Source organism: Bradyrhizobium sp. USDA 4341, assembly GCF_054063755.1.
This window is the reverse complement of sequence record NZ_JBSSGO010000001.1, coordinates 980,979-1,005,068: the sequence shown is the minus strand read 5'-3', so window position 1 is coordinate 1,005,068 and position 24,090 is coordinate 980,979. Positions and strand designations below refer to the sequence as shown.

At 60.0% G+C, this 24,090-nt stretch carries 21 protein-coding genes and 1 pseudogene; 14 read left to right on the top strand and 8 right to left on the bottom strand.

Annotated features, from left to right (window positions below; translation table 11 throughout):
• Positions 1-29: 29 nt before the first annotated feature.
• Positions 30-941 (bottom strand): hypothetical protein, encoded by a 912-nt coding sequence (locus tag ACVIGB_RS04940; protein WP_456717847.1) that lies wholly within the window; start codon positions 939-941, stop codon positions 30-32.
• A 288-nt stretch (positions 942-1,229) separates the two neighbouring features.
• Here ACVIGB_RS04940 and ACVIGB_RS04935 point away from each other — a divergent pair, with 288 nt between their 5' ends.
• The 6 genes from ACVIGB_RS04935 to ACVIGB_RS04910 all read left to right on the top strand — a co-directional run bounded on the left by ACVIGB_RS04935 (position 1,230) and on the right by ACVIGB_RS04910 (position 5,248).
• Positions 1,230-1,955 (top strand): hypothetical protein, encoded by a 726-nt coding sequence (locus tag ACVIGB_RS04935; RefSeq protein ID WP_456717848.1) that lies wholly within the window; start codon positions 1,230-1,232, stop codon positions 1,953-1,955.
• 3 nt (positions 1,956-1,958) lie between these two features.
• The gene (locus ACVIGB_RS04930) at positions 1,959-2,174 is read left to right on the top strand and encodes a hypothetical protein (RefSeq protein WP_456717849.1); all 216 of its coding nucleotides are present in this window, start codon (positions 1,959-1,961) and stop codon (positions 2,172-2,174) included.
• A gap of 401 nt (positions 2,175-2,575) precedes the next feature.
• Positions 2,576-3,379 carry a hypothetical protein gene (locus ACVIGB_RS04925; RefSeq protein ID WP_456717850.1) on the top strand — a complete coding sequence of 268 codons (804 nt, stop codon included), beginning with the start codon at positions 2,576-2,578 and terminating at the stop codon, positions 3,377-3,379.
• 49 nt (positions 3,380-3,428) lie between these two features.
• Positions 3,429-3,755 carry a hypothetical protein gene (locus ACVIGB_RS04920; protein ID WP_456717851.1) on the top strand — a complete coding sequence of 109 codons (327 nt, stop codon included), beginning with the start codon at positions 3,429-3,431 and terminating at the stop codon, positions 3,753-3,755.
• A 555-nt stretch (positions 3,756-4,310) separates the two neighbouring features.
• Positions 4,311-4,655: a DUF6364 family protein gene (locus tag ACVIGB_RS04915; protein WP_456717852.1), complete on the top strand. Its 345-nt coding sequence runs from the start codon at positions 4,311-4,313 to the stop codon at positions 4,653-4,655.
• On the top strand, positions 4,652-5,248 hold the full coding sequence (locus ACVIGB_RS04910; protein WP_456717853.1) for a hypothetical protein: 597 nt from the start codon (positions 4,652-4,654) through the stop codon (positions 5,246-5,248). The genes ACVIGB_RS04915 and ACVIGB_RS04910 overlap by 4 nt, the downstream gene beginning before the upstream one ends.
• A 327-nt stretch (positions 5,249-5,575) precedes the next feature.
• Here the strand turns inward: ACVIGB_RS04910 and ACVIGB_RS04905 are convergent, their stop codons facing one another.
• From ACVIGB_RS04905 to ACVIGB_RS04895, 3 genes and pseudogenes are all read right to left on the bottom strand, one after another.
• Entirely contained in the window at positions 5,576-5,896 is a 321-nt protein-coding gene (locus ACVIGB_RS04905) for a nucleotidyl transferase AbiEii/AbiGii toxin family protein (RefSeq protein WP_456717854.1), read from the bottom strand.
• Positions 5,836-6,066, bottom strand: a pseudogene (locus ACVIGB_RS04900) (nucleotidyl transferase AbiEii/AbiGii toxin family protein); the annotation flags it as partial. The pseudogene ACVIGB_RS04900 and the gene ACVIGB_RS04905, both read right to left, overlap by 61 nt.
• Before the next feature lie 63 nt (positions 6,067-6,129).
• Entirely contained in the window at positions 6,130-6,942 is an 813-nt protein-coding gene (locus ACVIGB_RS04895; protein WP_456717855.1) for a type IV toxin-antitoxin system AbiEi family antitoxin domain-containing protein, read from the bottom strand.
• 715 nt (positions 6,943-7,657) lie between these two features.
• On the opposite strand from ACVIGB_RS04895, the gene ACVIGB_RS04890 reads away from it, so the two are divergent.
• The gene (locus ACVIGB_RS04890) at positions 7,658-8,371 is read left to right on the top strand and encodes a hypothetical protein (RefSeq protein ID WP_456717856.1); all 714 of its coding nucleotides are present in this window, start codon (positions 7,658-7,660) and stop codon (positions 8,369-8,371) included.
• A 96-nt stretch (positions 8,372-8,467) separates the two neighbouring features.
• Positions 8,468-8,914, top strand: a complete 447-nt coding sequence (locus ACVIGB_RS04885; protein ID WP_456717857.1) for a hypothetical protein — start codon at positions 8,468-8,470, stop codon at positions 8,912-8,914.
• 271 nt (positions 8,915-9,185) lie between these two features.
• Here ACVIGB_RS04885 and ACVIGB_RS04880 read toward each other — a convergent pair whose 3' ends face one another.
• Entirely contained in the window at positions 9,186-12,836 is a 3,651-nt protein-coding gene (locus ACVIGB_RS04880) for a vitamin B12-dependent ribonucleotide reductase (protein WP_456717858.1), read from the bottom strand.
• A gap of 159 nt (positions 12,837-12,995) precedes the next feature.
• Here ACVIGB_RS04880 and ACVIGB_RS04875 point away from each other — a divergent pair, with 159 nt between their 5' ends.
• A complete protein-coding gene (locus tag ACVIGB_RS04875; RefSeq protein WP_456717859.1) occupies positions 12,996-13,829 on the top strand; it encodes a hypothetical protein in 834 nt (277 codons plus the stop codon).
• Here ACVIGB_RS04875 and ACVIGB_RS04870 read toward each other — a convergent pair.
• The 3 genes from ACVIGB_RS04870 to ACVIGB_RS04860 form a co-directional block, all read right to left on the bottom strand.
• Positions 13,826-15,526, bottom strand: a complete 1,701-nt coding sequence (locus tag ACVIGB_RS04870) for a radical SAM protein (RefSeq protein WP_456717860.1) — start codon at positions 15,524-15,526, stop codon at positions 13,826-13,828. The genes ACVIGB_RS04875 and ACVIGB_RS04870 overlap by 4 nt on opposite strands.
• Before the next feature lie 316 nt (positions 15,527-15,842).
• Complete coding sequence (locus ACVIGB_RS04865) at positions 15,843-16,403, bottom strand: type 4 pilus major pilin (protein WP_456717861.1); 561 nt, start codon at positions 16,401-16,403, stop codon at positions 15,843-15,845.
• A gap of 683 nt (positions 16,404-17,086) precedes the next feature.
• Positions 17,087-18,346 carry an AAA family ATPase gene (locus tag ACVIGB_RS04860; protein WP_456717862.1) on the bottom strand — a complete coding sequence of 420 codons (1,260 nt, stop codon included), beginning with the start codon at positions 18,344-18,346 and terminating at the stop codon, positions 17,087-17,089.
• Positions 18,347-18,671: 325 nt separating this feature from the next.
• On the opposite strand from ACVIGB_RS04860, the gene ACVIGB_RS04855 reads away from it, so the two are divergent.
• The 5 genes from ACVIGB_RS04855 to ACVIGB_RS04835 all read left to right on the top strand — a co-directional run bounded on the left by ACVIGB_RS04855 (position 18,672) and on the right by ACVIGB_RS04835 (position 23,888).
• Positions 18,672-19,124, top strand: a complete 453-nt coding sequence (locus tag ACVIGB_RS04855; RefSeq protein ID WP_456717863.1) for a hypothetical protein — start codon at positions 18,672-18,674, stop codon at positions 19,122-19,124.
• A 144-nt stretch (positions 19,125-19,268) separates the two neighbouring features.
• The gene (locus ACVIGB_RS04850; protein ID WP_456717864.1) at positions 19,269-21,248 is read left to right on the top strand and encodes a hypothetical protein; all 1,980 of its coding nucleotides are present in this window, start codon (positions 19,269-19,271) and stop codon (positions 21,246-21,248) included.
• A gap of 58 nt (positions 21,249-21,306) precedes the next feature.
• Positions 21,307-22,191, top strand: a complete 885-nt coding sequence (locus ACVIGB_RS04845) for a hypothetical protein (protein ID WP_456717865.1) — start codon at positions 21,307-21,309, stop codon at positions 22,189-22,191.
• Between the two features lie 561 nt (positions 22,192-22,752).
• The gene (locus tag ACVIGB_RS04840; protein ID WP_456717866.1) at positions 22,753-23,430 is read left to right on the top strand and encodes a sigma-70 family RNA polymerase sigma factor; all 678 of its coding nucleotides are present in this window, start codon (positions 22,753-22,755) and stop codon (positions 23,428-23,430) included.
• A gap of 221 nt (positions 23,431-23,651) precedes the next feature.
• The gene (locus tag ACVIGB_RS04835; RefSeq protein ID WP_456717867.1) at positions 23,652-23,888 is read left to right on the top strand and encodes a hypothetical protein; all 237 of its coding nucleotides are present in this window, start codon (positions 23,652-23,654) and stop codon (positions 23,886-23,888) included.
• The last annotated feature ends 202 nt before the right edge of the window (positions 23,889-24,090 follow it).

Sequence of the window (24,090 nt, the reverse complement as noted above, 5' to 3'; positions counted from 1 at the left end):
GCTGGCTGGCGCAGAAGAGAGCAAATCCGTCAACGGCCAATTTGACCGTCAACGTCGGCTCTCCGATAGAACGTCGCCCCGATCTTCTTCGGATTTAACACTGGCTCGACGCCGGCGTGCTCGATCGCCTTTTTGACCGCCATGAAATGCCGTCCCCGCTGCCTGGCGAGAGCAAACAGGGACACGAATTCGCGCTCGAACCGCTCGAGCTCCGCGGCCGGCACCACGACGGTCGGACAGCGGTTGACGGGGTTGACCACGGTGATCGATTTCAGATGCCTGTACTTGATGAGGGCGGCCGCGGCGCGGTCGGCGACCCGCAACCGCTCGGTGAGCGCGACGGCGGTGTAGCCACCATGGTCGGGCCCGCGGACCAGGGCACGGACCTCCTCGAGATCGAGCAGCAGGGACATGTAGCCGCGCTCGCCAGCGAGCTTCCACTTCCGCTGCACCTTGCCATCGAGGATCAGCCGGACGAGGTCCTCGCTCATGCAGAAGGCCCGATGGGCGGCCTGCGGGATGGTGACCCGGCCGGCCGTCGGCCGCGGCTTTGACGAGCCTGGCGCCGTCGAGCAACTTGGCCAGAACAGAAAGGCGTCCAGGTCCTCGGGCGCGAACTGGTCGGCGGCGCCGTGCCCGGCGCCCTTGATGCGCGGCACGATGAGGCCGGCGCGATAGAGCCGCTCGCGCTGCACCCGGGGCGCATTGAGGTATTCGCCGGCCTGGCGGACGGACAGCGTGGCCGCGGTGGCCTCCTGAGCTACGCTGGAGCCTCGTACAGCATCAAACAGGCAATTTCCGTCCACGAGATCGCTCGAGCCCTCGGGAAGCAAATTTGCGGCCTCCAGGAGCTTCCTGAGGCGCTTCGGGTGGAGCTTGGTCTCGATCGAGAGCGTCCGGATCGAATGGAGGACCCGGCATTCGACCGGTTTGCCGAACACGACGTTGCCGGGTCCGACGGGAAAGCGGGTCCGGATGAAGTTGCCGACCAGGTCGCGCAGCGGATCGAAGGCTTTGTCCGCCCGGCCCCAACTTCCATGTTTACCATACCTAGCTAACGCTCGGGGTTTACGCCGTCAGGAACGATTCACATATTTAGACCTGCGCAATGAGCCTATCGTTGGCCATACCCGGCTTCGAGACAGGCCCTTTGGCTTGAAACTGCCGTCAGACAGGATCGATCGATGCCTATCGGGTCTAGGGATGAGAAGGATCGGCGCAGAATCGAAATGTTCGAGCCCACCAATCGCCTAACCTTTCTTACGCAGATTGCGGAAGTAGATAAGGATTGGTGGATCTCCGAATTCTACGACCCGCACGGGCTGACGCCCGAGAACGTCGGCGACCGACTGTCGGCTGCGTGGGCGGGTGAGAAACGGATGACGGTGTCCGAGCTCGATGGACTGAAAAGATCCTTCGAGATCCGCGTCCAAGGAAACTTCGGCGACGGTACGTTCTGGGCACACGACAGAGTTTTGGACATAAGTGGCGGAGTTCTCCGCGCGGAAGGCATGACCATTCCCACCGCACATCAGAAGCATGGTCGTGCCTTCATGCAAAACGCTGCAGCTCTCTGCGCCTTGATCGGGATCGACAGGATCCATTTGGCGGCGGATGACGTCGGTCGCTACGCCTGGATAAGGTGTGGCTTCCTGCCGGAACAAGGTAGCTGGGACACCCTCCGGCGTTCAATGATGCCGAAGCTGATCGACCTGCAAGTAGAATTGCCTTCCGAGCGCTTCGCCGAAATCATGGCCATGCTTCGCGATCGAAGACCAGTAACCGCGCGTCTGATCGCTGGCCTGCCGGACCCTGTTCCGACGCAAATTCCCACGGAACAGGGACGTATGCTCGTGCCCCTGGGTCGCGTGCTGCTTCTTGATAGCGGTGCGATTTGGCAGGGAGACCTGGATCTGAGAGACGAAAAATCGATGTTGTTGCTGAAGGGGAAATGACCGATGGACGTGAAATTTCTCTGCACCAAATGGGGAGCGTTCGCGGACGATCCGAACTCGCCGCTGCTAGACATGGGAAACGAAGCTGCTTGGGACCGGATGTATAAGCGGGAATTGGAAGATTTTCGCCGACGACAACGTGCAAAGCTTGTCGCATCTAGTCCGCACTTGAGGGAAGACAATCCCCAGCCGACCGGCTCGCCCTCGAAAGCGCGGTGACTGGCGAGGCGAGGAGCGAGCCGACAGAAGGCGGTAGGAGCAAAATTAGGAATGCAAAACCCCGCCGGCGACGGCGGGGTTTTTTGTTTTCGGGCTAGGGACTTACTTTGCCCCGATTAGGGGAGGCTGCCGCCTAGCTCGCTCGTACCCACGGCTGCAGGCTGCGGCCACGGGCGAAGTACGTCCCCCAGGCTCCCCATAACCCGTTCAAATCCCACACGCACGCCGTGGCGCGTCGACAGGCGAATCGGTTCTTGCTGGGTAAAGTACGTCCCTCATCTGCGGACCAGACGGCGCGACCGAATAAATTCAATTGGTCTGCAACGCTAGTTCATCGATCCCTGTATCCCGAACGACGAAAGGCCAGCCGGCTTTTTGATGCACCATAGGGATCGACAACAATGACACTCCTCTCAGATCACAATATCGCCACGGCCGTATTCGCCGCCGCCGACCGGTTTTCGGAGCAGTACCCCATCTTGGCATGCTTTCAGGACATCAACGAAGACCTTCTGCTTACGGAGCAGGTCGGCCCGACCGCAGAAGACACCTATCGGGCGTACGTTGCACGAATTTCGACGCGCGGTCTGGTGGTCGACGTCGACTTCAGGAATCCTGAGGGTCGGACGTTCCTAGCCCTGTCACCTGCCCATTTGGCGACGCTCGAGCGTATGCCCGCAGTCGGTGGCGTGGATGAACTCGTCATCGTCAAGTTTGCAATCGAACTCGCCGCGCGCCTGCCCGTGTCTGCCTTGCCATCGTCGGCGGATGGTGTTTGGCGCCTCTCCATAGCTGGAGCGGCCGTCCGTGACCTGGAAGAGGAATTTGACCCCGACGAGGCCATCGGGTCCGGCTATGGCTTCGGACTGACCTTCTCCGAGTCGGAGATGGCGGCACTTTTCCGGAATGTCGTTTTCGATTCCCCTCTGGACGTCTTCTCCGACTGGTCACGGAAGGCTCGATATTTAGCCGCTTACGGCATCTGTCTCGCCGGACGGACGGACCTGATAAAGACTTACGACGGCGTCGACTGCAAATCCGAAGGCGAGGCTGGGTCTGCCGGACGTTTCGATTCCGATTTTGCGGCTCTCAAGGAGGCCATGTTGCGTGACGGCATCGGTGAGACGATTCGAGGGGCGAGCAAAGTCGTCGCGGGTTTCGTCGCGAACAACAAGAGACACGATCAGCCCAGCGCTTCTTTATAACGCGCGCGTCTTAAGGTATTCAGGAGATCTGGGCCTCGGGAGCAGCGAAATGAAGTCGTACAAGGTCGATCTGGTTGCTGACGTGGAGATGGTCGGAGACGATCCGCATCCGCCCGCGCTCACGACCTTTGTGCGCCCCAACTTCGTTGTGGGCGACCAATACTGCCTGTGCTTCGTGCTGGAAACGACGCCGCCCGAAGGCATAGCGCTTCACGGCAAGGGCGCTTTCAGGGCCCATGTCGTCTGCGCAGAGCAGGCGGTACCTCTGTTCGCGAAGAACGGCGAATTCGAGCTACGCTCCGCCAAACGCTTGTTCGCGACCGGGCGCTTCCGCGAGATTGCATCCATCGCCGAGTCCGAGACGACCCATTTGTGATGTTTGTGGCGCACGCCCTCCATCTGAACTGAAATCAAACAAAACCCCCGCCGTCGCCGGCGGGGGTTTTGTTTGATTTCAGCCTAGGGGACGGACCTACTTGCCCGGATTAGCGACCAACTTGTAGGAGACCAACTTTTCCCGTCGCCCATGAGCAGAGTTGTCGTCGACAGCAGCAGCGCAGCTGCATGCAACGCCGGGCAAAGTACGTCCCCTAATACTGTTGCAACCCGTTGAATTCACACAACGCGGAGACTGATGACTGCCGGGCAAAGTCGGTCCCTGAATATCAAAGGCCCTTGCGTGCAGGTTCACGGTCAATGCTTCGGACGACACCGCCGGCAGGAGGAGTAATCTCCCGTCCGTCAGTGCTGACGAGCATGACCGATCGGCGCCACCGCACTCCACGATCCAGGAACAGTAGCCGAGCCGCGCGGCATTCTTGCCAGCGAGGACGCCGTGCTGGGCGCTGCCCCTCCGCCGACAAGCTGGCCCGCCTAGCGGACGGTTGTTCTTTGCCATCTTCACGTATATATGTGAACGAAGGAGATGGCAATGAAACGCAACACGACGTTCAATCTCGATGACGAACTGGTGCAGCGGGGGAAGGCCTACGCTGCGTCTCACGGGACCACGTTGACGGCCATTGTCCGGGACCACCTCACGAAGGTGACCGGCTATCGGCCGAATGTCGGCACGAATGACCCGTTGGTGGCGTTCTCCAGGGGGGAGATCGACAAGGCTCAGGCCGCCGAGCAGGCGGGAGTGAGGGACTACGCAGAACTGCTGATCGCGCTCGGCGAGCGGGGCCTCGATCTGCCCCGGCTTCCACCTCATGAGGTCGACGCGATGACGGAGAACTTCTTGCGGGTCTGCCGGGAAACGGAGATGCCGCGATGACCCCGCGTTGCGTTCTCATCATTCCGGACGCCGGTCCGATCAACAGCCTCTGGGTCGCTGGCGAACTGCCGTTGCTGTTGAAGTTCGGGATGCAGGTCGTCCTCATCGACCAAGTCTACGCCGAACTGACATCGGACCCCAACAACTACCTGAAGGACCGCGAGGTCAAGGAATTCGTCGAGGCGCATCCGGACCTGTTCAAGATCGAAAAGACGAACGTCGGCAAGATGGCAGCCGCAATGCGCGAGCAGGGGACGTTTGAGACCGGGCAAAGCCTGGGGGAGGCGGCCATCGCCGATTTTTTCCAGCATGGGCTGGAGAAGTACGTCCGCGATGACCAAGCCGCGCTGCTACTATTCGAGGATTCGGACATCCGCTCGGTGAAGGTCATCCGGATCCCGCGCAATGTGCACATTTTGAGCACTGTCGCCTGGCTTCGCGGCCTGCAGGATCTCGGTATCGTCGCGTCGGCCGACGACGTCATTCGCGCGATGACGCATCCGACGGATCCAGCGAAGCGCCCCAGGAAGTTCAACGATCTTCCGGAAGGCATCGACGAGCCGGCCGAGATCGGCAGCACATGGAAGCCGTGACCTGATTTGCGATCCGAAGAGAGAGCGGGCACGTCCCCGCCGCAGGCTGGGTAGAGGACCTTCCACCTCCAAGCTGCCGATCATGCTCGGCACACAACGGAAACCCCGCCGTCGCCGGCGGGCTTTTGTGTGTTCCGGGCTTAGGGGACCTACTTTGCCCCCAGTAGGGGACAAACTTATAGGGGACGAGGTGGTGCTCGGAAGCGGGCACCAATGCGCGCATGTCGTCGAGCATTGACATCGTTTTGAGTTTGTTGAACAGGCGCTCTTCCGCGGCGGCACGATGAATCACGACTCCCGACATCTCGAGGTAATGTGTCATGCCCTTCACCACGACTCGAGAACCATCCCATCGAATTCTTCGATAGCCCGACCGAGGTCGAAGATGTCGCGGCCCTTGTCGCGTTGAAGCAGCGCGCGGAATTTTGTCGAGAGAATTTCCTCGACCAGGAATGTGGTGATCTGCGCCTTGCCTGAAAACCACTCGTTTTCCAGCGAGAAGGGTTTTTCACGTGCTTGAAGTATGGAGTGTGTTCGCGGGTGTTGATTTCGACCTTGAGCCGCAAGAGGCTGCCAGCGTTGCTTAGTACCTTGTAGATCATTTTCGGCGAATGCTCTTTCGCTTGGTAGGCGCCGCGGCCGAGCCACGAGTCGAGGATCTTTCGGAGGGCGTCGATCGTCGGACCAATCGGCTCGGGCGTCGTCTGAACGAGGTCGATATCTTCCGAGTAGCGGTAGGGACTGCTGAAGAAAATCTTGTTGAGCGCCGTGCCGCCGCGGAAGGCAAGTCTGGAGCTAAGAAAGTCGTCCGAGAAGATGGCGACGAGCGCGCGCGAGCAGCAAGTCCTGTTCGACCTGCTGCCCCTCCGGCCAAGGCCGTCTTAGACGCCCATTCCAGGATGTGGGCCTTCGGGATCAAGATCGGTCTCCAGAGGTTTGTGGATTCTCAGTTTCCATCGGTGGTCGATTTGTACGTTTTCGGGCTCGCCTTGCGGGGCGTCGAAATCGGCCAGCCTGAAGTCCGTTTTCAGTGCGTCGAGCAGGGCGTCGGCCAGTTTCGGTTGTCCGACCTGATCGAGGATGTAACCGAGGCGTTGCGCCACCGGGCGTTCGACGGCGCCAAGTGCTTTGGGGAACTGTTCGGCATCGATGCGCTCGGCGAGTTCGGCGACGACCGTGGCGACAGCATCGAGCGTTCCTGCCGCATTCAGGTAACGGCAGAGATCGAAGGCTGTCAGGGTTGCGCCAGAAACGCGATATGTTCCGGCGTCGGTCTGACGATTGTCGATCAGAATTTCGTCCGGCCATTCCTTTCGGAAGAACGATCGGATGACTGATCGGCCGAGGTGGATTTCAGGGAGGCGCTTATCGCAGACAATTTGGAATTCCATGACGGCCTGATGGGCGGCGCCGTGGATCTCTGCGGCTTTGAGAAGTCCGACATAGTAACGGGCCTTCTCGAACTTCATCAGGGGATCGATGATTTCGTTGACTGGAGGGGCACCGAATACGCGTGCTTGCGGCGGGACAATCACGTAGAAACCGCGGCGGGGATGCAGCAATAACCCGGCCTCCTGAGCGCGCCTCGCGGCTGCGAGCATTGCGTCCGGGCTTACGCCAAGCGCCTTGACGGCCTCGTTCTGGTCAAACGAGAGCTTTCCTCGGGCGAGCACGGCGTCGATATAGGATTTCATCCTCATGTTTGCACTTCGTGTATGAAACTAAACGATTTTTGTCGTTTTTCAAGCATGAATTGCAGCGCCCGACAACCGAGGACTCATTCATAGCTGGCCCGATATCAGTCAGGCCTTCGATAGAAGGTCGCCCCGACCTTCTTGGGATCCAGCGCCCGCTCGACGCTGCTCAGTGCGGCGACGGGCATAACGCGTCCCCTAGCGCATCTACAAGTTATTGAAAACGCGAAACGCGGGTCCCGCACGACGAGGGGGCGAGACGGTCCTTGTCGGGCAAAGCACGTCCCCTAAAATCGAACTCGTCGCAAGTGCACGAAGCCCGGCCGGACCGACGGTTCTCGCGTCTAGCAATCAGCCATGAAAACGGTGGCGCCTGCAGCAAGCGCGCCAAGTCGACCAGGCGTTTGCGCCATTTCAGTTCTCGCAGCCGCTCTGCTGGCTTGGAAGGGCCCTTCGACGAGCGGGATGACATGTTTAGGAATGGGGCAGGCTGCCTCTGGCCCTCTTGAGCCATGCCGGACGGCCGTGACGAAGTCCGCTTCCGAATGAAGACCGGAAGTGCCGGCCCGCCGGTGCGAGGTCTCAGTTTGACCCGGTGCGGCCATCACGCTGCTTCATTCAAAATTGAGCATTTGGTACGTTATCGGTTGACGAAATTAGCTGGCACAACCCTATTGGGAACGCCGAAAACTTCGCTGCCTACGGGTTTCGCAAGATGCCGATTGTGCCACTGCTTTTCGTTCGGCTTAGCGTTCTTGTCGCGATCGGCCTTTGCCTTGCTGGCTGCGGACGGTCCGAAAGCTACCGATACAAGCTGACGCTGGCGGTCAACACGCCGGACGGCATTAGGCGTAGCTCAAGCGTAACTGAGTGGGATTTTTGGGAAGTTTCAATCCCTGCTCGCGGAACTCCGCACAGGCTTCGGGGCCAAGCCCTGTATTTGGACCTCGGCCCCGGTGCGAGGCCGCTAATCGCTTTGCTGACCAGTCACCTTCACGAAAAGCCGGGCGGTGTTATTTGGGATTGGTCTGGCGCTGGCTTACTCTCTAGGTTCTACGGTCTGCCGACAGGATTTGGAAATGCCGATGCTTTTTTGGATTGGGTCGCGCGTCTTTCCCACGAGCGGGGTCCAGTAACGATTACTCCTAATGACCTGCCCGATCTCGTGACATTCGCTGACGTCAATGATCCGATGAGCGTGATCGAGGTCAATCCGAATGATCTTCAGGAGACGCTGGGCAAGAACGTCACTTGGAACGAGATCACCCTTGATATGACGGACGAGCCGGTCACAACAAGTATCAAGTCGAAGCTGCCGTGGTTGTCGGAATATCGTGCGAAGAACTTCAGGCTTGATGGATCAAAATATGGGACAAACCGCACGATCGCAAACCAGTTGGATTCATACGATTTCGATCAAAGCGACTGATTTGATGAAAACGTATAGGGCGGCAAGTCGCAGTGATGCAAACTCTAGTGACGACTACTTGTGGACCCATAGCGACAATTGTCATGGCGCAGCGGCATGTCCGGAGTTGTGGGTGAGGCAGCAGCTATGTCAGGGAATGGTTCGTCTATCGACTTGACCGGATCACGCGTAACGCTTGTTGCGAACGTGGGTGCGTTGGCAGTGGCACTAGTGGTCTTGGTGGAGGTAGCCATTATTGAGAACAAGCACTTCGGGCATGTCTTGGCTGCTGACCCGTTCCTTTGCTTATTCCCGGCCATGGTGATGTTTGCCGTTCGGAGTGAGCCATTCTCGTGCTTTTTCCTTTCCTTCTATTTCCTTATTTCGATCCGATTACTGTTCGTAGCGTACGATGTAGTAGAGGGCGCCGACAGGATCGGAAAGGGAGACAACCCCCTTTTCGTGCTCGTCCTGTTCGGAATGGCGACGATTGTTTGCTTTGTTGTGTATGTCGTTGTTGCTCTGATTAGGTTGTTATTCACACGTGTCTCGTCAGAGGAATGAGGCAGGTGATGTCGCCTTTTGGCCCGTAGCTGACGATCCTTTCGTCCATCCTGGATGCCGGCTCTTCGAGGAAAAGCGGACATAAGGTCCGGTCGATCGAGGTTCGTCCTCCACTCGCTACAGCTGAAACGAAAAGCCCCGCCGTCGCCGGCGGGGCTTTTTTGGATCTCAGACTAGGGGACCTACTTTACCCCGATTAGGGGACGTACTTGTAGGGGACCAACTTTACCCACGGCTGCAGCCTGCAAGCGGCGGCGGCGGCGGCGCCCCCTCAGCTACAGCCCCCGTTCGCCGCACAATCTTCACAGGTCCAGCAGTGCCCCGTCTGGCGGAGCCGAACGCCACTACACTCGGTGCATACATCACCGGTATAACCTTTGGACTTCGCATCGATGCGAGCTGCATCGCGATCCCTGAGAACATCGACCGCCGGGGCAGCCTTGAGAGCCGTCGCGCCTTCAATGCGCCCCGCGGAGGCACCGGCCTGGTCGAACAGTGCCACGACACCGCCAGATGGCGCCGAAGGCGAGACGACGCCGCGATCGGATACGAGCGTCAGCGCGGCTTCCGGCATGCGGCCACGGGTCAGTCCGCGAGAGACCGATGCCTTCTTGAAGATCGCCCCGTCATCGTCCCCCAACGCGTCGCCACGATCATCCGGTACAACATGGGCAAGATCATTGCGGCCCATGTACGACACCGCCAGCTCACGGAAGACGTAATCGAGCAGAGACGACGCGTTCTTGATCATGTCGTTGCCCTGCACGGGGCCGGCCGGCTCAAAACGCGTGAACGTGAAGGCTTCCACGTACTCCTCGAGCGGCACGCCATACTGCAGACCGAGCGAAACCGAGATCGCGAAGTTGTTGATGAAGGAGCGCAACGTCGCACCCTCTTTGTGCATGTCGATGAAGATCTCGCCGAGGCGGCCATCATCGTACTCGCCGGTTCGCAGGTAGACCTTGTGCCCGCCCACTACCGCCTTCTGGGTGTAGCCCTTGCGGCGCTCGGGCAGCTTCTCGCGGGTGCGGATACGCTCCACGATGCGCTCGACGATCTTCTCGGCGACCGCGACGACCTTCTGGTCGGTCGGCTTGGCGACGAGGGCTTCGATTGCGTCGTCGGCATCCTCATCGGCGATCAGCTGCGAGGAGAGCGGCTGGGAGAGCTTCGAACCATCGCGATAGAGCGCGTTGGCCTTGAGCGCCAGCTTCCAGGACAGCATGTAGGCGCGCTTGCAGTCCTCGACCGTGGCGTTGCCGGGCATGTTGATGGTCTTGGAGATCGCACCGGAGATGAAGGGCTGGTTCGCCGCCATCATCCGAATGTGGCTCTCGACTGAGAGGTAACGTTTGCCGACCTTGCCACAGGGATTGGCGCAATCGAACACATCGTAGTGCTCCTGCTTGAGGTGCGGCGCGCCTTCGACCGTCATCGCGCCGCATGCGTGTACGTTGGCGGCTTCGATCTCGTCCTTGGAGAAGCCGAGATGGGCGAGGATCTCGAACTTCGGTTCGGCTAGCTTCTCGGCCGGGATCTTCAGCGCATTGAGGCAGAAGTCCTCCCCGAGCGTCCACTTGTTGAAGACGAACTTGATGTCGAAGGCGCCAGGTAGCGCCTTTTCCACTTTTGCGATCGTCGCGTCATCAAAACCCTTGGCGCGCAGCGTCGAGTGGTTGATAGCCGGCGCCTGGGCGAGCGAAGCGTGGCCCTTGGCGTAAACCTCGATCTCCGCGATCTCGCTATCGCGATATTCCAGCACCCGCAGGGCTTCCGGGATCGCCTGATTGATGATCTTGAAGTAGCCGCCGCCGGCGAGCTTCTTGAACTTCACCATGGAGAAATCGGGCTCGATGCCGGTAGTATCGCAATCCATCACGAGACCAATGGTGCCGGTCGGCGCCAGGACGGTCACCTGGGCATTGCGATAGCCGTTGGCCGCACCGAGCTCGATCGCCTCGTCCCAGGCCTTGCGGGCCAGGACGATGATCTCTTCGTGCGGGCAGTCAGCGGCGTTCAGCGGCACCGGATTGACCGAGAGGTTCTCGTAGCCGGCGTGCTCACCGTGCGCGGCTCGCCGGTGGTTGCGGATCACCCGGAGCATGTGCTCGCGGTTCTTCTCGTAGCCGGGGAACGTGCCGAGCTCGGACGCCATCTCCGCAGACGTCCGGTAGGCGATACCCGTCATGACGGCCATCAGGCCGCCCGCGATGGCCCGCGCCTCTTTCGAGTCGTAGCCGTGGCCCATGGTCATCAGCAACCCGCCGATATTGGCGTAGCCCAGGCCGAGCGTCCGGAAGTCGTACGACAGCTGTGCGATCGCCCTGGAGGGGAACTGCGCCATTGCGACCGAGATCTCGAGCACGATGGTCCACAGGCGCACCATGTGCTCATAGGCATCGAGCTTCATCTTGCGCGTGCTGGTATCGTAGAAGGTCAGCAGGTTGGCCGAAGCCAAGTTGCAGGCAGTGTCGTCCAGGAACATGTACTCCGAGCACGGATTGGAGCCGCGGATCGGGCCGGACGCCGGGCAGGTGTGCCAGTCGTTCATGGTGGTGTTGAAGTGCAGGCCCGGATCGGCGCAGGCCCAGGCCGCATAGCCGATCTTCTCCCACAGATCCCGAGCTTTCAGCGTCTTCATGACCTTGCCGGACAGGCGAGCCGTCAGGTTCCAGTCGCCGTCGGTCTCGACCGCGCGCAGGAAGTCGTCGTTCACCGACACGGAGTTGTTGGAGTTCTGGCCGGAGACGGTGAGGTAGGCCTCGCTGTCCCAGTCGGTGTCATAAGCCGGGAATTCGATGTCCTTGTAGCCCTGCTTGGCGAACTGGATGACGCGCTGGATGTAATTGTGCGGCACCATGGCCCTCTTGGCGGCCTTGATTTCACGCTTCAGGGCCGGGTTCTGCGCGGGATCGAAGCAGGCATCGCCGGTGCCCTCGCAGTTGACGCAGGCCTTCAGGACGGCCTTGAGGTGCTGCTGGCAGAGCTTGGAGCCGGCGACCAGGGCCGCGACCTTCTGCTCCTCCAAGACCTTCCAGTCGATGTAGGTCTCGATATCCGGATGATCGGCATCGACGATCACCATCTTGGCGGCGCGGCGCGTGGTGCCGCCCGACTTGATCGCGCCCGCAGCGCGGTCGCCGATCTTGAGAAAGCTGATGAGGCCAGATGAGCGGCCGCCGCCGGACAACTTCTCACCTTCGCCGCGCAAGCGAGAGAAGTTGGTGCCGGTGCCGGAGCCGTACTTGAACAGCCGCGCCTCGCGGACCCAGAGGTCCATGATGCCGCCCTCGTTGACGAGATCGTCGCTGATCGACTGGATGAAGCAGGCATGCGGTTGCGGACGCTCATAGGACGAGCCGCTCTCGACGAGCTTGCCGGTCGTCGGATCCACGTAGAAGTGCCCCTGGCCGGGACCGTCGATGCCGTAAGCCCAGTGCAAGCCGGTGTTGAACCACTGCGGGGAGTTCGGCGCCACCATCTGCTTGGCGAGCATGAAGCGCAGTTCGTCATAAAACGCGCGGGCGTCCTCCTCGGTCGTGAAATAACCGCCCTTCCAGCCCCAATAGGTCCAGGCACCAGCGAGACGATCGAAGACCTGCTTGGACGAACGCTCACCGCCATAGCGCTCATCCGCAGGCATGTGCGCGAGGGCGGCCTCGGCCGGCACCGAACGCCACAGCCACGACGGCACGGTCTCCTCCTCGACCTTGACCAAACGGGCGGCGACGCCGGCCTTACGGAAATACTTCTGGGCGAGCACATCCGAGGCGACCTGGGACCAGGTCTCCGGCACTTCGATGCTCTCCTGCCGGAACACGCTGCTGCCGTCGGGATTCTTGATCTCGCTGGTGATCAGCTTGAAGCGGATCGTAGCGTACGGGTCTGCGGCGGCGGTCGTGAAATGGCGGGCGATCTTCATCGGTACTTTCCTTGCTCAGCTAGTTTGTTCGTTTGCAGTCTAATCCTTGGACCGTTCATCGCGCTTTCAATCGAAAACGCTCAAGAGGTCGAGATCGCAACGCTATGGACGGGGTCAGCATGAGTCAAACCAAGGCCACAAGATGTAGGGATCAGAACGGTGGAAAAGACGACATGTAGGAATTTGCAGGCTCTCCGGAACAAACCGAAGCGAGCGCAAACGTTCCAGGGATTCAGCGTCGGCCGGTTGCACAAGTCAAACGCGGCAGTTGCGACCTCGCGGAGTTTTCCCCGTGATCACCGAATCCTTGAACAGAAAACGATCGAAAAGAAGCAGTGGAAGACACCGTCGCGCCCGCTCGCCAAGACGGATTTGTCAGGTAGTTTGGCGCTCATGGACGCAATTGTCGCCAAACGCCAGATCTCCGTTGCCGATTTCAATCAGATGATTGAATCGCTGGGCGACGTCGCGACGGAAGATATCGCCTGGTCGGAGTCGGTGGGACTTCCCGAAGATGCAGATATCTTTGCGGGCGAAGCCATCTGGGTAATTTGCTGTTCGGGCATGAAATTTGACGTGGCCCGCATTATTCATGAACGCGTTAACGGTGCGCTCGCGACCGGGCGACCCGTATTCGAGGTGTTCAAGCATGCCCACAAAGCTAAGGCGATCGAAGCGATCTTCAACGAGCGGGAACGCCTGTTTAGAGAATTCTTGGCCGCTGAAGACAAGATCGCCTACTGCGAGACGCTCCCCCACATCGGGAGCATCACAAAGTACCATCTGGCAAAGAATTTCGGGATAGATTGCGCGAAGCCGGACGTGCACCTGCAGCGGCTCGCCGATCTGGAAGGCACCACGGCACAAGATCTCTGCGCGCGGCTGGCCGCGCAGACCGGCTATCGAACCTCGACCGTCGACCTAATTATTTGGCGGGCTTGTGCCACGGGAGTCTTCGACTCGTTTACCGCACGCTTCCGTGACAAGGATTAGTTAACGGAGAACAACAAGTGCCGCACATACTGCCCGTTCAAAAGCTTTGGCGATGATAGCCTGTCGCTAGAGCCCGTCGCCGCCCGCGGCGCGCTTCCGGCAGGCTTGTCCCGCAGGCTCGGGATCGAAGATCCAAGCCATACGATCGGATCGTCCAACTCCGGCGAGGTCGCAAGCAACTGCCGGAAACCTTGATGCTCAGGATGGCTCTCAAAGTGCACAGCATTATCCGCGAACTGGATGCTGTTGAAGGTTCCCCAATTTTCGAGCAGGCTGAAATAGACCTGATCAACTCCCAACTCCCGTCCGAGGCGAACAAAAGCCGGCATCTCGCGCCAGTTCAATGCCTGGACAACGAAGCAAAGATTGACGGCAGCGAAAGCCCCCTCACGCGCGAGGCCGGTCAGGAATTTCAGATTTGCCTGTAGCCGATCCCAATCTCCGCCACGCCGAACAATGTCGTAGGTTTCAGGGCAGGCCGCGTCGATCGAGACGTTCACCCCAGCAATGCGCCCATGCAGATGAGCGATCCCTTGCCACTCCTGCGGCGTAAATAGAACGCCGTTGGTGGCAATCTGAACCCTAAGATCCGGGCAGCGCTCCGGTTCGATCGAGCGCAGAATGTGCCGGAACGTTTTGGACGCGAACGGATCGCCGGAGCCCGTCACCGTGACGAGACTGGCGGTTTCCAACAGCGGCAGGATCCTGGCGTTGACCAACGTCAGCATCGACATCCGCTCCGCTGATTTCGCCGCGATGAAGTCTGTCCGGCAGGAGGGGCAGGCTAGATTGCACGTCCGATCAAACGAGAGGTTGATCTTCGCCGGAGCAATGGTCAGCTCTGTCAGGCTCCATTCAATGATCGGCGCCAGGTGAGGGTTCTGAGGAACAGCGCCGCGGCGGCCCATCCAGTCGGGGTCTACCACGATCTCGGAAGCGGCTACCGCGTCGAGAATGCTCGAGTCCGTTGGCAAGCCATGAGCAAACCGGGGGCATTTGAGCTTGTCGCAGTACCGGAATGAGCCGTCATGGATCGATTCCCTAACGAGGCCAGCATCCGGGCTATTCCAGATTGTCTGATGGTCTTGATGATACAGATTGCCCACGCTTTTCGACATGAACGCAGCGCAACAGAGGTGCACGTTGCCCCCCGGAAGCACGTCGAAACCCTCAAACGGCACCTCGCAGAAGCGCCCGCGAAGATCGTCAGATTGCCCTGCCTGCCGTCGCTGGGCGACGAACATCGCGTGGCTGAGCGGAAGCCGGTTCGGCGTACGGACAAGCAGGCCCTCCAGCAAGCCGATGGCTTCCTTGTGACGGCCTGCTGCTGACAGGGCACCCACAAGGGCGAGGATGATCGGCTCCTGGATCGCGAGTGGATCTTCGCTTCCCGTCGGAAAGTTGGCGAGCTGGAGCAGGCCGGCGACAACGTCAGCGGCCTCGGAGGCTATCGTCCGCAAGAAATCATATGCGCCTGGAGACTGCCGATCCCGTTCAAATGCGGCGATCAGCGCGCTCGAGACCTCGATCATGACCCCTGCAATCTGGTCATTGGGTAGGTGCAAGCCATCTCGGAACACGTCTGCGAATATCGCAAGCGCGGCTTGGGCATTGTTTCTTTGAATTTCGTCCATGGCGACCTGGAGAGTCGAAGGCCTAGCCAGGTTGCTCTCAGAGAGCTGAATTTGCGCGGGCATTCCTGAATTCCGAGTCCTCTACGACAGCACGGTCGGCGACAAATAGGGCGCGCGACAAAACTGATACGTTTGGGGACCGCGAAACGGGCGATAAACTTGGACCCGGAATCCGAAAAACGCTTCGCAAAAAGTCGTCGGCAGGTTAAATTATACCACTCAACCTGACCTCGGCTATTGGGACTCTTTCACGACACTTCGTCAGCAAAAGGAAGAGGCCGGCATCGCTGCCAGCCTCCGGAACTCTCTCAATATGTGGCCGCCTTGACGACGGTCCAGGTTGCTTCCGCTCAGATTGCGCAATCCGGAAAAGCCGAAGCTAATTTCTGAATATCCAAATTAGATGGTTGGCGCTGTTGGAGTCGCAGGCCTGTCCCGCCAACGTTGCGGACGGCAGGCCCGCACTTTTGTCGTCCATCAAGGGGTTGCCGCCTGAACTGCCAGCCGCGAGGCTGGCCAGCGAACGACCGTAATCCTTGGTCGCGAGGGTCACACAGGCCTCGACGGGGAGTCCGCCGAAGTCAACGCTGAACCCACCGCTTGTCGCGTCGTAATTCACGTCGATGGTGCCATTGAAGGCATTCACCAGCGGCGGGGTCGCGCCAGCGTTGATCATGCGTGCCGGCAGCACCTTGCTGTCAGCGAGCGTCTGCGTGGTCAGATCGCTGAAGCTCGAACCGCCGCCGTAGATCTGGCGCACGGCCTGCTGGATGATGTTGAGCTGGTTGAGCGCCTCGGACGTCTTGTTGGACGTGTTGGCGGTGTTGTAGAGCACGAGCACGCCGGCGATCACGATCGCGGCGACGCCGAGCACCATGGCGGCTTCGATAAGCGTCAGACCCTTCTGACGGCGACGAATGCGCGCCAGACGATGACGCACAGCAAGACTGGACTGCATAGTAGGAACTCTCCCCGTTGATCCCCCTGGGCGCCATGCCTCGGGAAAAGGACCCGCACCCGACACGGTATCGAGTCCTTGTAACGCTTCTTATTGAGACATTGGTTCAAGGATTCGTCAACCATGGGAAACCAGGTTTCCGTAGGATTTGGATCACGCGCGGGCGAGGGGAAGTGTTTTGACCCAGATTGAGCAGAGAAATCGTCGGGCCGCCGGCGGCCATCCGGACTCGCCCGCTTCCCCCAACTGCCGGACAGCTCGGTGTTCGTTGGAACGCGAGCTGTCCGGCGAACGCAGCGCCGATAGGAGGATATTGGGGCTTTGGCCGATGTTTCCTGCTGGCGGGGCGGTCAGGACGATCGGAAGGATTTCGGCGATTTATCCTTGAATGCCGGCATAACTCGCGGTTACCGGCGAACCGGTGCTATTTGGCGGGCCGCTGTTGCTGACATCCTCGCCAGCCAGAGAAGCAATGGGACCGGAACCAGAAGCGCCCACACACCACGGCTGAGCGCGTCGGGGATCGTGAGGCAACCGGCCAGCACTGAAGTGAAGAGAAAGGCAGAGAACGAGGCCTGGATCCAGAAAAAAAGCGGGAGGGACCGCATTTCGTCTCCGCGGCGTCCTGCCGGGGATTTCCCGTGGGACGCCGCTCATTCCTTGGTTTAGTGGAGGAGCTGCGGGCCGGCAACCATAGCTTTCTCGCCGATCAGCAGGGATACCATCTTGCGGAAAGAGCGCAGGGAATGTCGCCGTTTCCCAAACATATCGCGCAGGAAGGCCTTATCGTGCCGATCGAGCTCTGGAAGCAGCTCGACGTGGGTTTGCATCGATTTGGCTTCAGCCTTCAGGGCGCCACGGAGCACGATCTCGAAATCCTCGGGACGCGGCCGGGGGACCTTCAGCACAAGGAAGCGATCGACCAGCTCCGGCGGCATGACGTCGAGGTTGTTGGCGGTCGCGATGTAGGTGATCGCCGACAAGTCGACATTGGCCTGCAGGCACGGATCGAAATACCGGTCGGCCTGCTCGAGGATGCCGAGTGCGCTTGCCCAGACACTGCCGTTTTGAGATCGCGCTGGCGTGCCCTTGTCGAGCTCGTCCAGCACCACCAGCGGGTTGGCCCGATGGGAGGTTGCGATCGCCTGGAACGGCGCACAGGGGCGGGAGGTTGTCCAACCGCGGGCCGTGGCCGCAAGACCGCCGGAGTCGGAAACGCCGCCACAAGCAACCATCGTCATCGGGACGTCAAGCAAATCGGCCAGCGCCGTCGCAATGGTGGTCTTTCCGCTGCCGGTGTCGCCGAGCAACAAGACGGGCGGAAGACGAACGAATGCCGAATGGGCTCTGCGCATCAACTCAACGCGACCCTCCAGGAAGCGAGCCAAGTCCGCCGCCCACGGCCATTCGGCGCGAATTGCGGCCGAAATAGCTCCCGGCTTCGGAAGGGCGCCGGCATAGGGGATATTGTGGCTGATAATGCTGCGATAGCGGCGAGTGATGTCGAGACCATCCTTGGAGGCCGGATCGCCAATTGCCGAAAGCACAGTGCGGCCCAGCCTCGTTGTGGCTTCCTCGGGTGCGGAAGGATCCTCGAGCGCACCCTCGTCGTCCACAACGATAGATGCCGGCCTTTCGGGGACCTGCCCCATGCTCTCGGCCGACATCTTGCCAAACACATGGTGCATGCTGGGAGTGTGACGCCGCAGGGCGCCCAGCAGGTGCCAGCAATCGCCCTCGAGCGCAAATCGCTCGTCACCGGTTCGTGAACCTTCGTTGATCATGGCCTGTGCCAGATCTCCGGCGGCGGCGCCGGTGCCTTCGGCCGCAACCATGGCCTGGACATAGAATGGGCCGGTCTTTGCCCGGTTCAGCAGTTCCGATGCGAGTTGGGGGGCGAGATCAGCGCTCTTCTCGGGCTTCATTTTCATGAAGCTGCGAGCCAATCCGATAGCGTCCGGGGACCCTTCTCCAATGAGGGGGTGGTGGTCAGTAGTTTGGGTACGAGGCATTTGTTTCTCCTGCCCCGATGAGTAGTGGGAATATGTTGATAAATCCTTGAAACGGTCCGAAAGGTTAGAGTGGATTGGACGTCTTTGTGAGAGTTTCGGATCGTCAGTCCAAGGATTAGGATACGTTTTTGCACAATCTGATGTGCCACTTTAGGGGGTTGTTGTGGGTAGTGCTGAGGGGAGCGACGAAGACCGGGGGTTCGGCGGGAATCGGCAGGACACGCCGCGAGGGGCGCCGGTGGCCCGTCAGTTCGTGGCCGCGACCATGCGTCTTTCGGTCTACACGGCCCTTTCGGCGCGCATGCGCAGCGGCGAGAGCCCGAAGCAGATGCTGCGAACGTTGCAGAACCTCCAGGACCATGAGGCCAAGGATCCGGCACAAGACGCCAGTGAACGCCGCCTGGTGAGGGAGTTCGCCGAGTCCTTGCTGGACCGGTTTTCAGCCAAAGATGATCAGGTAACCGGAATCGGTCCCCTGCTGGCGGTCGCCATGCAGGTGTTCGAACCCAAAAGCCTCTCCTTCATGGAGAAGGTGGTTCTGGACCTGTCCCGGGAAGAGTTCGAGCAGCGATCGTCGACGTACATGGACGAACCGCCACAGCGTGCGATGTGGCGCAAGGTAGCGGAAGTCCTGCGGGATACTGCCGAGGTGCTTGCGATCCGGGCCGGTCGAGGCCGCCAGGTTAGCTAACGCACGTAAACCATCCGCGGCGAGATTGGATGGTACGGGGACAGCGCCAGAGATATGCAGAGAGCCGAACAGGCGCCCTGTCGGCGTTTGCTGGATATCCAATGAATGACAACGAGAAAGCACATTGGGGATAGGGAGCCGCTGTTGCCGGAAGGCTTGAACACGTCTGCCCGGGAGGAGAACAATCCCGCTGCCACGCCGGGAAACGCATCCGTAGCCCGGGTCGGAGGGGTTGGAGGGGCTACGCGCGAGGAGCAGACCTCAGAATCCGTTCTTGGACGTTGGTTCTGGGTCGATGGCAAGGACTACAATGACGAGCCCAATCGGTGGGTTGGCTGTGTCGTCCACGAAGGCAGCAACTATGTCCTGGTGCGAGGCGTGGATGACGAGGAAGTCCGCGTTCACAACGACGATTTCTTCGAGACGCTGACCGAGGAACCAAATCCGCAGCAGGTCATCGACGATCATGTACGCGGCCTGCAGTCGCAAAGCGCAGCATTAATCAAGAAGGTCTCCGATCTCACCCGGGGGCTCGGGATCGATGCGCGCGGCATCGCCCATTCCGGCGGGACCGCGCTCACCGTCGCTGCCGGCCAGCGCGAGGTGACGGAATACAAGTCGGCGCTCGAGAAGGCTCAAAAGGAGACACTCCCGGCTCTGTTCCAGGAGATCAAGGACGTCAACAAAGCGCTTGCGAAATGGATGGCGGCCTCGATCCTGCCTCTGGAGGCGCAGCTTGACACGGCTGAGGAGACCGTGACGCATATCCAGCGTCGGATCTATGCGATCGAGCTCTATGCCGGCGTCACCGAGGAAGTTGAACAAGTCGCCAACGGAGATCCGGCTCCCGCCTCAGAGAAGGTGCGCCTCTTCCAGCGGAAGCTCTACATGGACGAGGAGTGCCTTGCCGACTACCGGGCGGGGGGCATGGAGTTCAAGGACATCCGAAAGTTTGATCGGTGGTTGCTCAAGCCCGACAACCTCCGGAGGATGCTGCCGACACCGCGATGCATCGTCGCAATGCAGGTCCGTCGAAACGAGAAGGAACGCGAAACGGCATCAATTCTCTCCGCCTTCGTCAATATCGACCTGGCGAGAGATGACAATGCGACATTCCTGTACATCCGGAATGGCGGCAACGTGTACCGCCTCTCGACGGAGATCGACTTCGGCGACAGTCTTTTCCCTGATCGAGAGAGTTTCGACCCACAGCCTCCGATGATGGCGAAGATGTTCGCGCACCGCGTCGATAAACTGGTCGACCGCGCCGAGTTCGAAGCCATGGTAGCGGAAGACGAAGAGCGGAAGCGCAACAGCAAAAGATGGCTACGCGAGAACCCGCAGTCGACTTGGGATAAGAGTAAGGGGATGCGCGAATTTGCCAATCCCTACAGGGACACTGCGCGTTTTCGACCCAGCGAGTATCAGCCGTTCGACCCCTCCAGCGTCTACTATGACGATATAGCAGAGGAGCTGTCTGAGAGAATCGCTCACTACAACCGGGTCGCGCTGATCGTTCAGGGGCTTTTCGATCGCTCACCGGTGTTCCAGCCGCACACGATGGCGAAAGTCTGGAAGCCGGAGGATTTTCTGAATGCGGTCGAACTCGTCTATGACAATTCCGCCGCGCTTTACGACGGCGATGCGCCGGACTTCGAGGAATACCGCGCTCGTTTGAATGCCTCTCTCGGTGAGGGCTCCGTCACAATCGGCCAGGAGCGCTGCTGGATGGAGCGGGAAGCCAGTAAATACAACGAGCGCGGCTCGCGGAGCTACTACCGTGGCTTCAATCCGGTCAAGCTTCACCGGCCCCACGGGGATCCGGGACCGGGCTTCGTTGCATCTATCGCGCAATGGAAACCAAGGTCCGGCGGTGCCGTGTTTCGCTGGCCGCGCCGGCGCTCCAGCGCGCGCCGGTATTCAAGTGGTTCCGAAATCCTCAATTGCACGATCGTGGTGCCGGCCAACCGACTGCTCAATGTCAGCGCCTATCAGCCGGGTGACTTTCGGCGATTTTTCAGCGATCCGCGCACACGCGAGCAATATATCCAATGGGCGCCGTTCCTTTTGGGCGCTGAGGATTGGCATGCGGGTAAAAGGCGGCCCATGCAGGAAGACGATTGAGATAGGGCGATGGGCCTAAGTGCCCTCAGGCAGAAACTTACGAAGGCCGAGGATTTAGATGAGCGCTCATGTTCCCCTTCCTCGTGGTATGCTGTCGATCAGGGCACTCCACCTCGAGACTGGATTGCATCCCAAACGCATGCGCAAGTTGCTTGCGGCCGCGGGCATCCTGTCGGTCGGCCATGAAGTACTGTCAGATGCCAAGGTCGTCTTCGATGCTGAGAAGGCACGTGCCGTGATCACCGCGGACATAGGTGCCTTGTCGCGACCCCAGGCAGGCAAATACCTGAACGCGCCGCGCGTTCAAATGCTGCTGCTGGCAAAAAGCGGTCTCCTGCACTCGGTGGGCGACGAGGATGGGCTCAATGAGAAATTCCCAGTCGAGGAGCTCAACCAGTTCCTTGCAAAGCTTTTGCGCGCTGCAAAGCCGGTAAGGCGTGCACCGGCCGGTAGCGCGACAATTCCTGAGGCCGCCAAACGCGCCTGTTGTTCAGCGATAGACATTGTCCAGGCCATTCTTGAGGGGCTGCTCACCTGGGTCGGGCACCTGGAAGACGAGAAAGGCTACCTGTCAGTGCTTGTGGCTATTGAGGAAGTGAAGGCTCTCGCACGCGGTCCAGAGCACGGCGGCATCTCGTTACGCGATGTCTCGGTCAGACTGGGCACCAAGGACCGTGTCGTGCAAGCTCTCGTCGATGCGAGGCTCCTTGCTGGCTTGGAGGCGATCAATCCGGTCAACCACTGTCCTCAAACGGTGGTGACGCCTGACGAGGTCGAGCGTTTCCGCTCGACCTATATCTCGCTGAACGACCTGGCGCGAGCCGCCGGAAAGGGACTGCCGCGGGTCAAGCAGGAGCTGAAAGCGCGTGGCATACAGCCGGCTTTCAGACCGAAGCTTATTGGTGCGACCTTCTACGTTTTGGAGGAAGTGCGACGGGAATGACTGTGCCGGCTAGCGGCTGAATTCTACTGGCTTTCCTCTTGCAGCAGCCACCCGTAGACCAGCCGGGTGCAACGACTGCAAAGCTCGGGATTGGTGTCTTTGGGCGGCGCCTCTCCTAAGATGCTTTCTGTCGAACCTTCTCTCAGTCAGGAAGGCCGCACCTCCCAGCCGAAGGTGGGGTTAGAACGTCGGCAGCTGGAGGAGGGTCATGTCTCCTGCCCGCTCGGTGGGAGGCGGTTTTGTGGGCGGCCCAATCGTGGTCACCGTGCTGTGAAACTCGCTTCGATCCCTCGAGCATATCTGATCCAGCAGACTGTCCCTGTGGAGGGGCAGCCTCTCTCGACGCGAAGACCGCCACTTCACCACGGCGGTCTTCGCAGGGAGTCTTCGGAAGGGTTTTGCTCTTCCAGAGAGCGCTGTGTTGCAGTCCTGCAACGGTCCGTTAAAAAAGACTGCCCCATCCAAAGTTTGTCCAAGGATTCGTCCACGGAGTGGGCTTGCCCGTCCAAGGATTCGATGAAGAGATGCCGCCGTTCGTTTTGAGGGTTGCGGGGGTATCAGATGAAGTGCGGGCGCCATGTCGTCCGAAAGAGCGAGTTGCCGGAACCGGCTGACGCTTTAGCGTTGTTGTCGCGCTGGCAGAGCGGGGACGCCATCGCGGGCGAGCTCTTGGCGGAAGCCTTCCACTCTTTCGTAGAGTCGGTTGCTAGAAGACAGCGCCGCGGTCACCTTCAACACCAGGATCTCGTTCAGGAAGGTAGACTGGCCCTGATTCAGGCGCTCCTTCGCTACAATATCACGCTCACCACAGCACCGCTTCCCGTCTATGTGGCGAGTTGCGTACAAGCCAGGATCAAACGATACGTCATGGACTATCTCGGCCCGGTCCGGCCGACGGGCGATGCTGATCGAGCTGCCTTCTATTCCAATCCGGAGCTGCGGCCGACGGCCGTCGAGATGAGCGACGATCTTGCTTCCGAACTCGCTGAAGAAGCCCCCGCGGTCCTTGCCGAAGAGCGCCTGGGGGTCATTGAAAAGTGCCTCGCGGCGCTCTCTCCGCGCGAACGCGACATCGTCGTGCGCACCAAATTTGCCGAAGAACCGACCTCGCTTGCCGATATTGCCCGCGAAAGCGGGGTTAGCCGGCAGACAGTGCATGGCCTTGACCGCCGCGCCATGGACAAGATGCGAACGATGCTTGTGGACGTCATGAGGATGAATCTCGAATGCCTGGTCTAAGGATATCGATCGCCGTTTTGTCGCTGCTCTTGACCGTTAGGACGGCCTCAGCAGAAGACGGCCTCACGCAGGCGGCGCAGGTCGCCGACGAGGCCATGGCTCACGGACACGGAACAACCTGCGATCTTTCGGCAAAGCCGGTAGCGTCTGGCGGTTACTATCCTTGCCTCGACATCCCACCTTATCGGTTCGTTCGGGCTTACTCCAATGGGAGCTGGCGATTGGACGGCTATCTCGTTGCCGACGGCGAGCCGTTCCGTTTCATGACCTTTGACGGAAGATACTCCACTGTCCTGGTCAAGGGCCCCTGGGAAAGTGACTTGCCGCCTAGAGCCACAAAATTTGCCGATGACACGTCAGGCCTGTCGGCCGAGCGGTCGCGCCTTGCCGAGCCGGAGGGGAGACGAATTGACGCCGAGCGACGCTTGCGCGAGTTCATCGAGAACTCGAAGAAGTAGGGAATGTCGAAGATAATTCGAAAATCCAAATAAACGAATCCTTGGGACCTTGATTGGGCAACCGCCCATCGCTACGCTTCCGACGGTATTATCGCCGCCGGACGGGGTTCGTAATGTCGTTTCAATTGATAAGGGAATGTACAGCAGCGGTGGTGGCGGTGTCGCTGTTGTTGACGCCAGCCCCAAGCGGCCCAATGGTCGT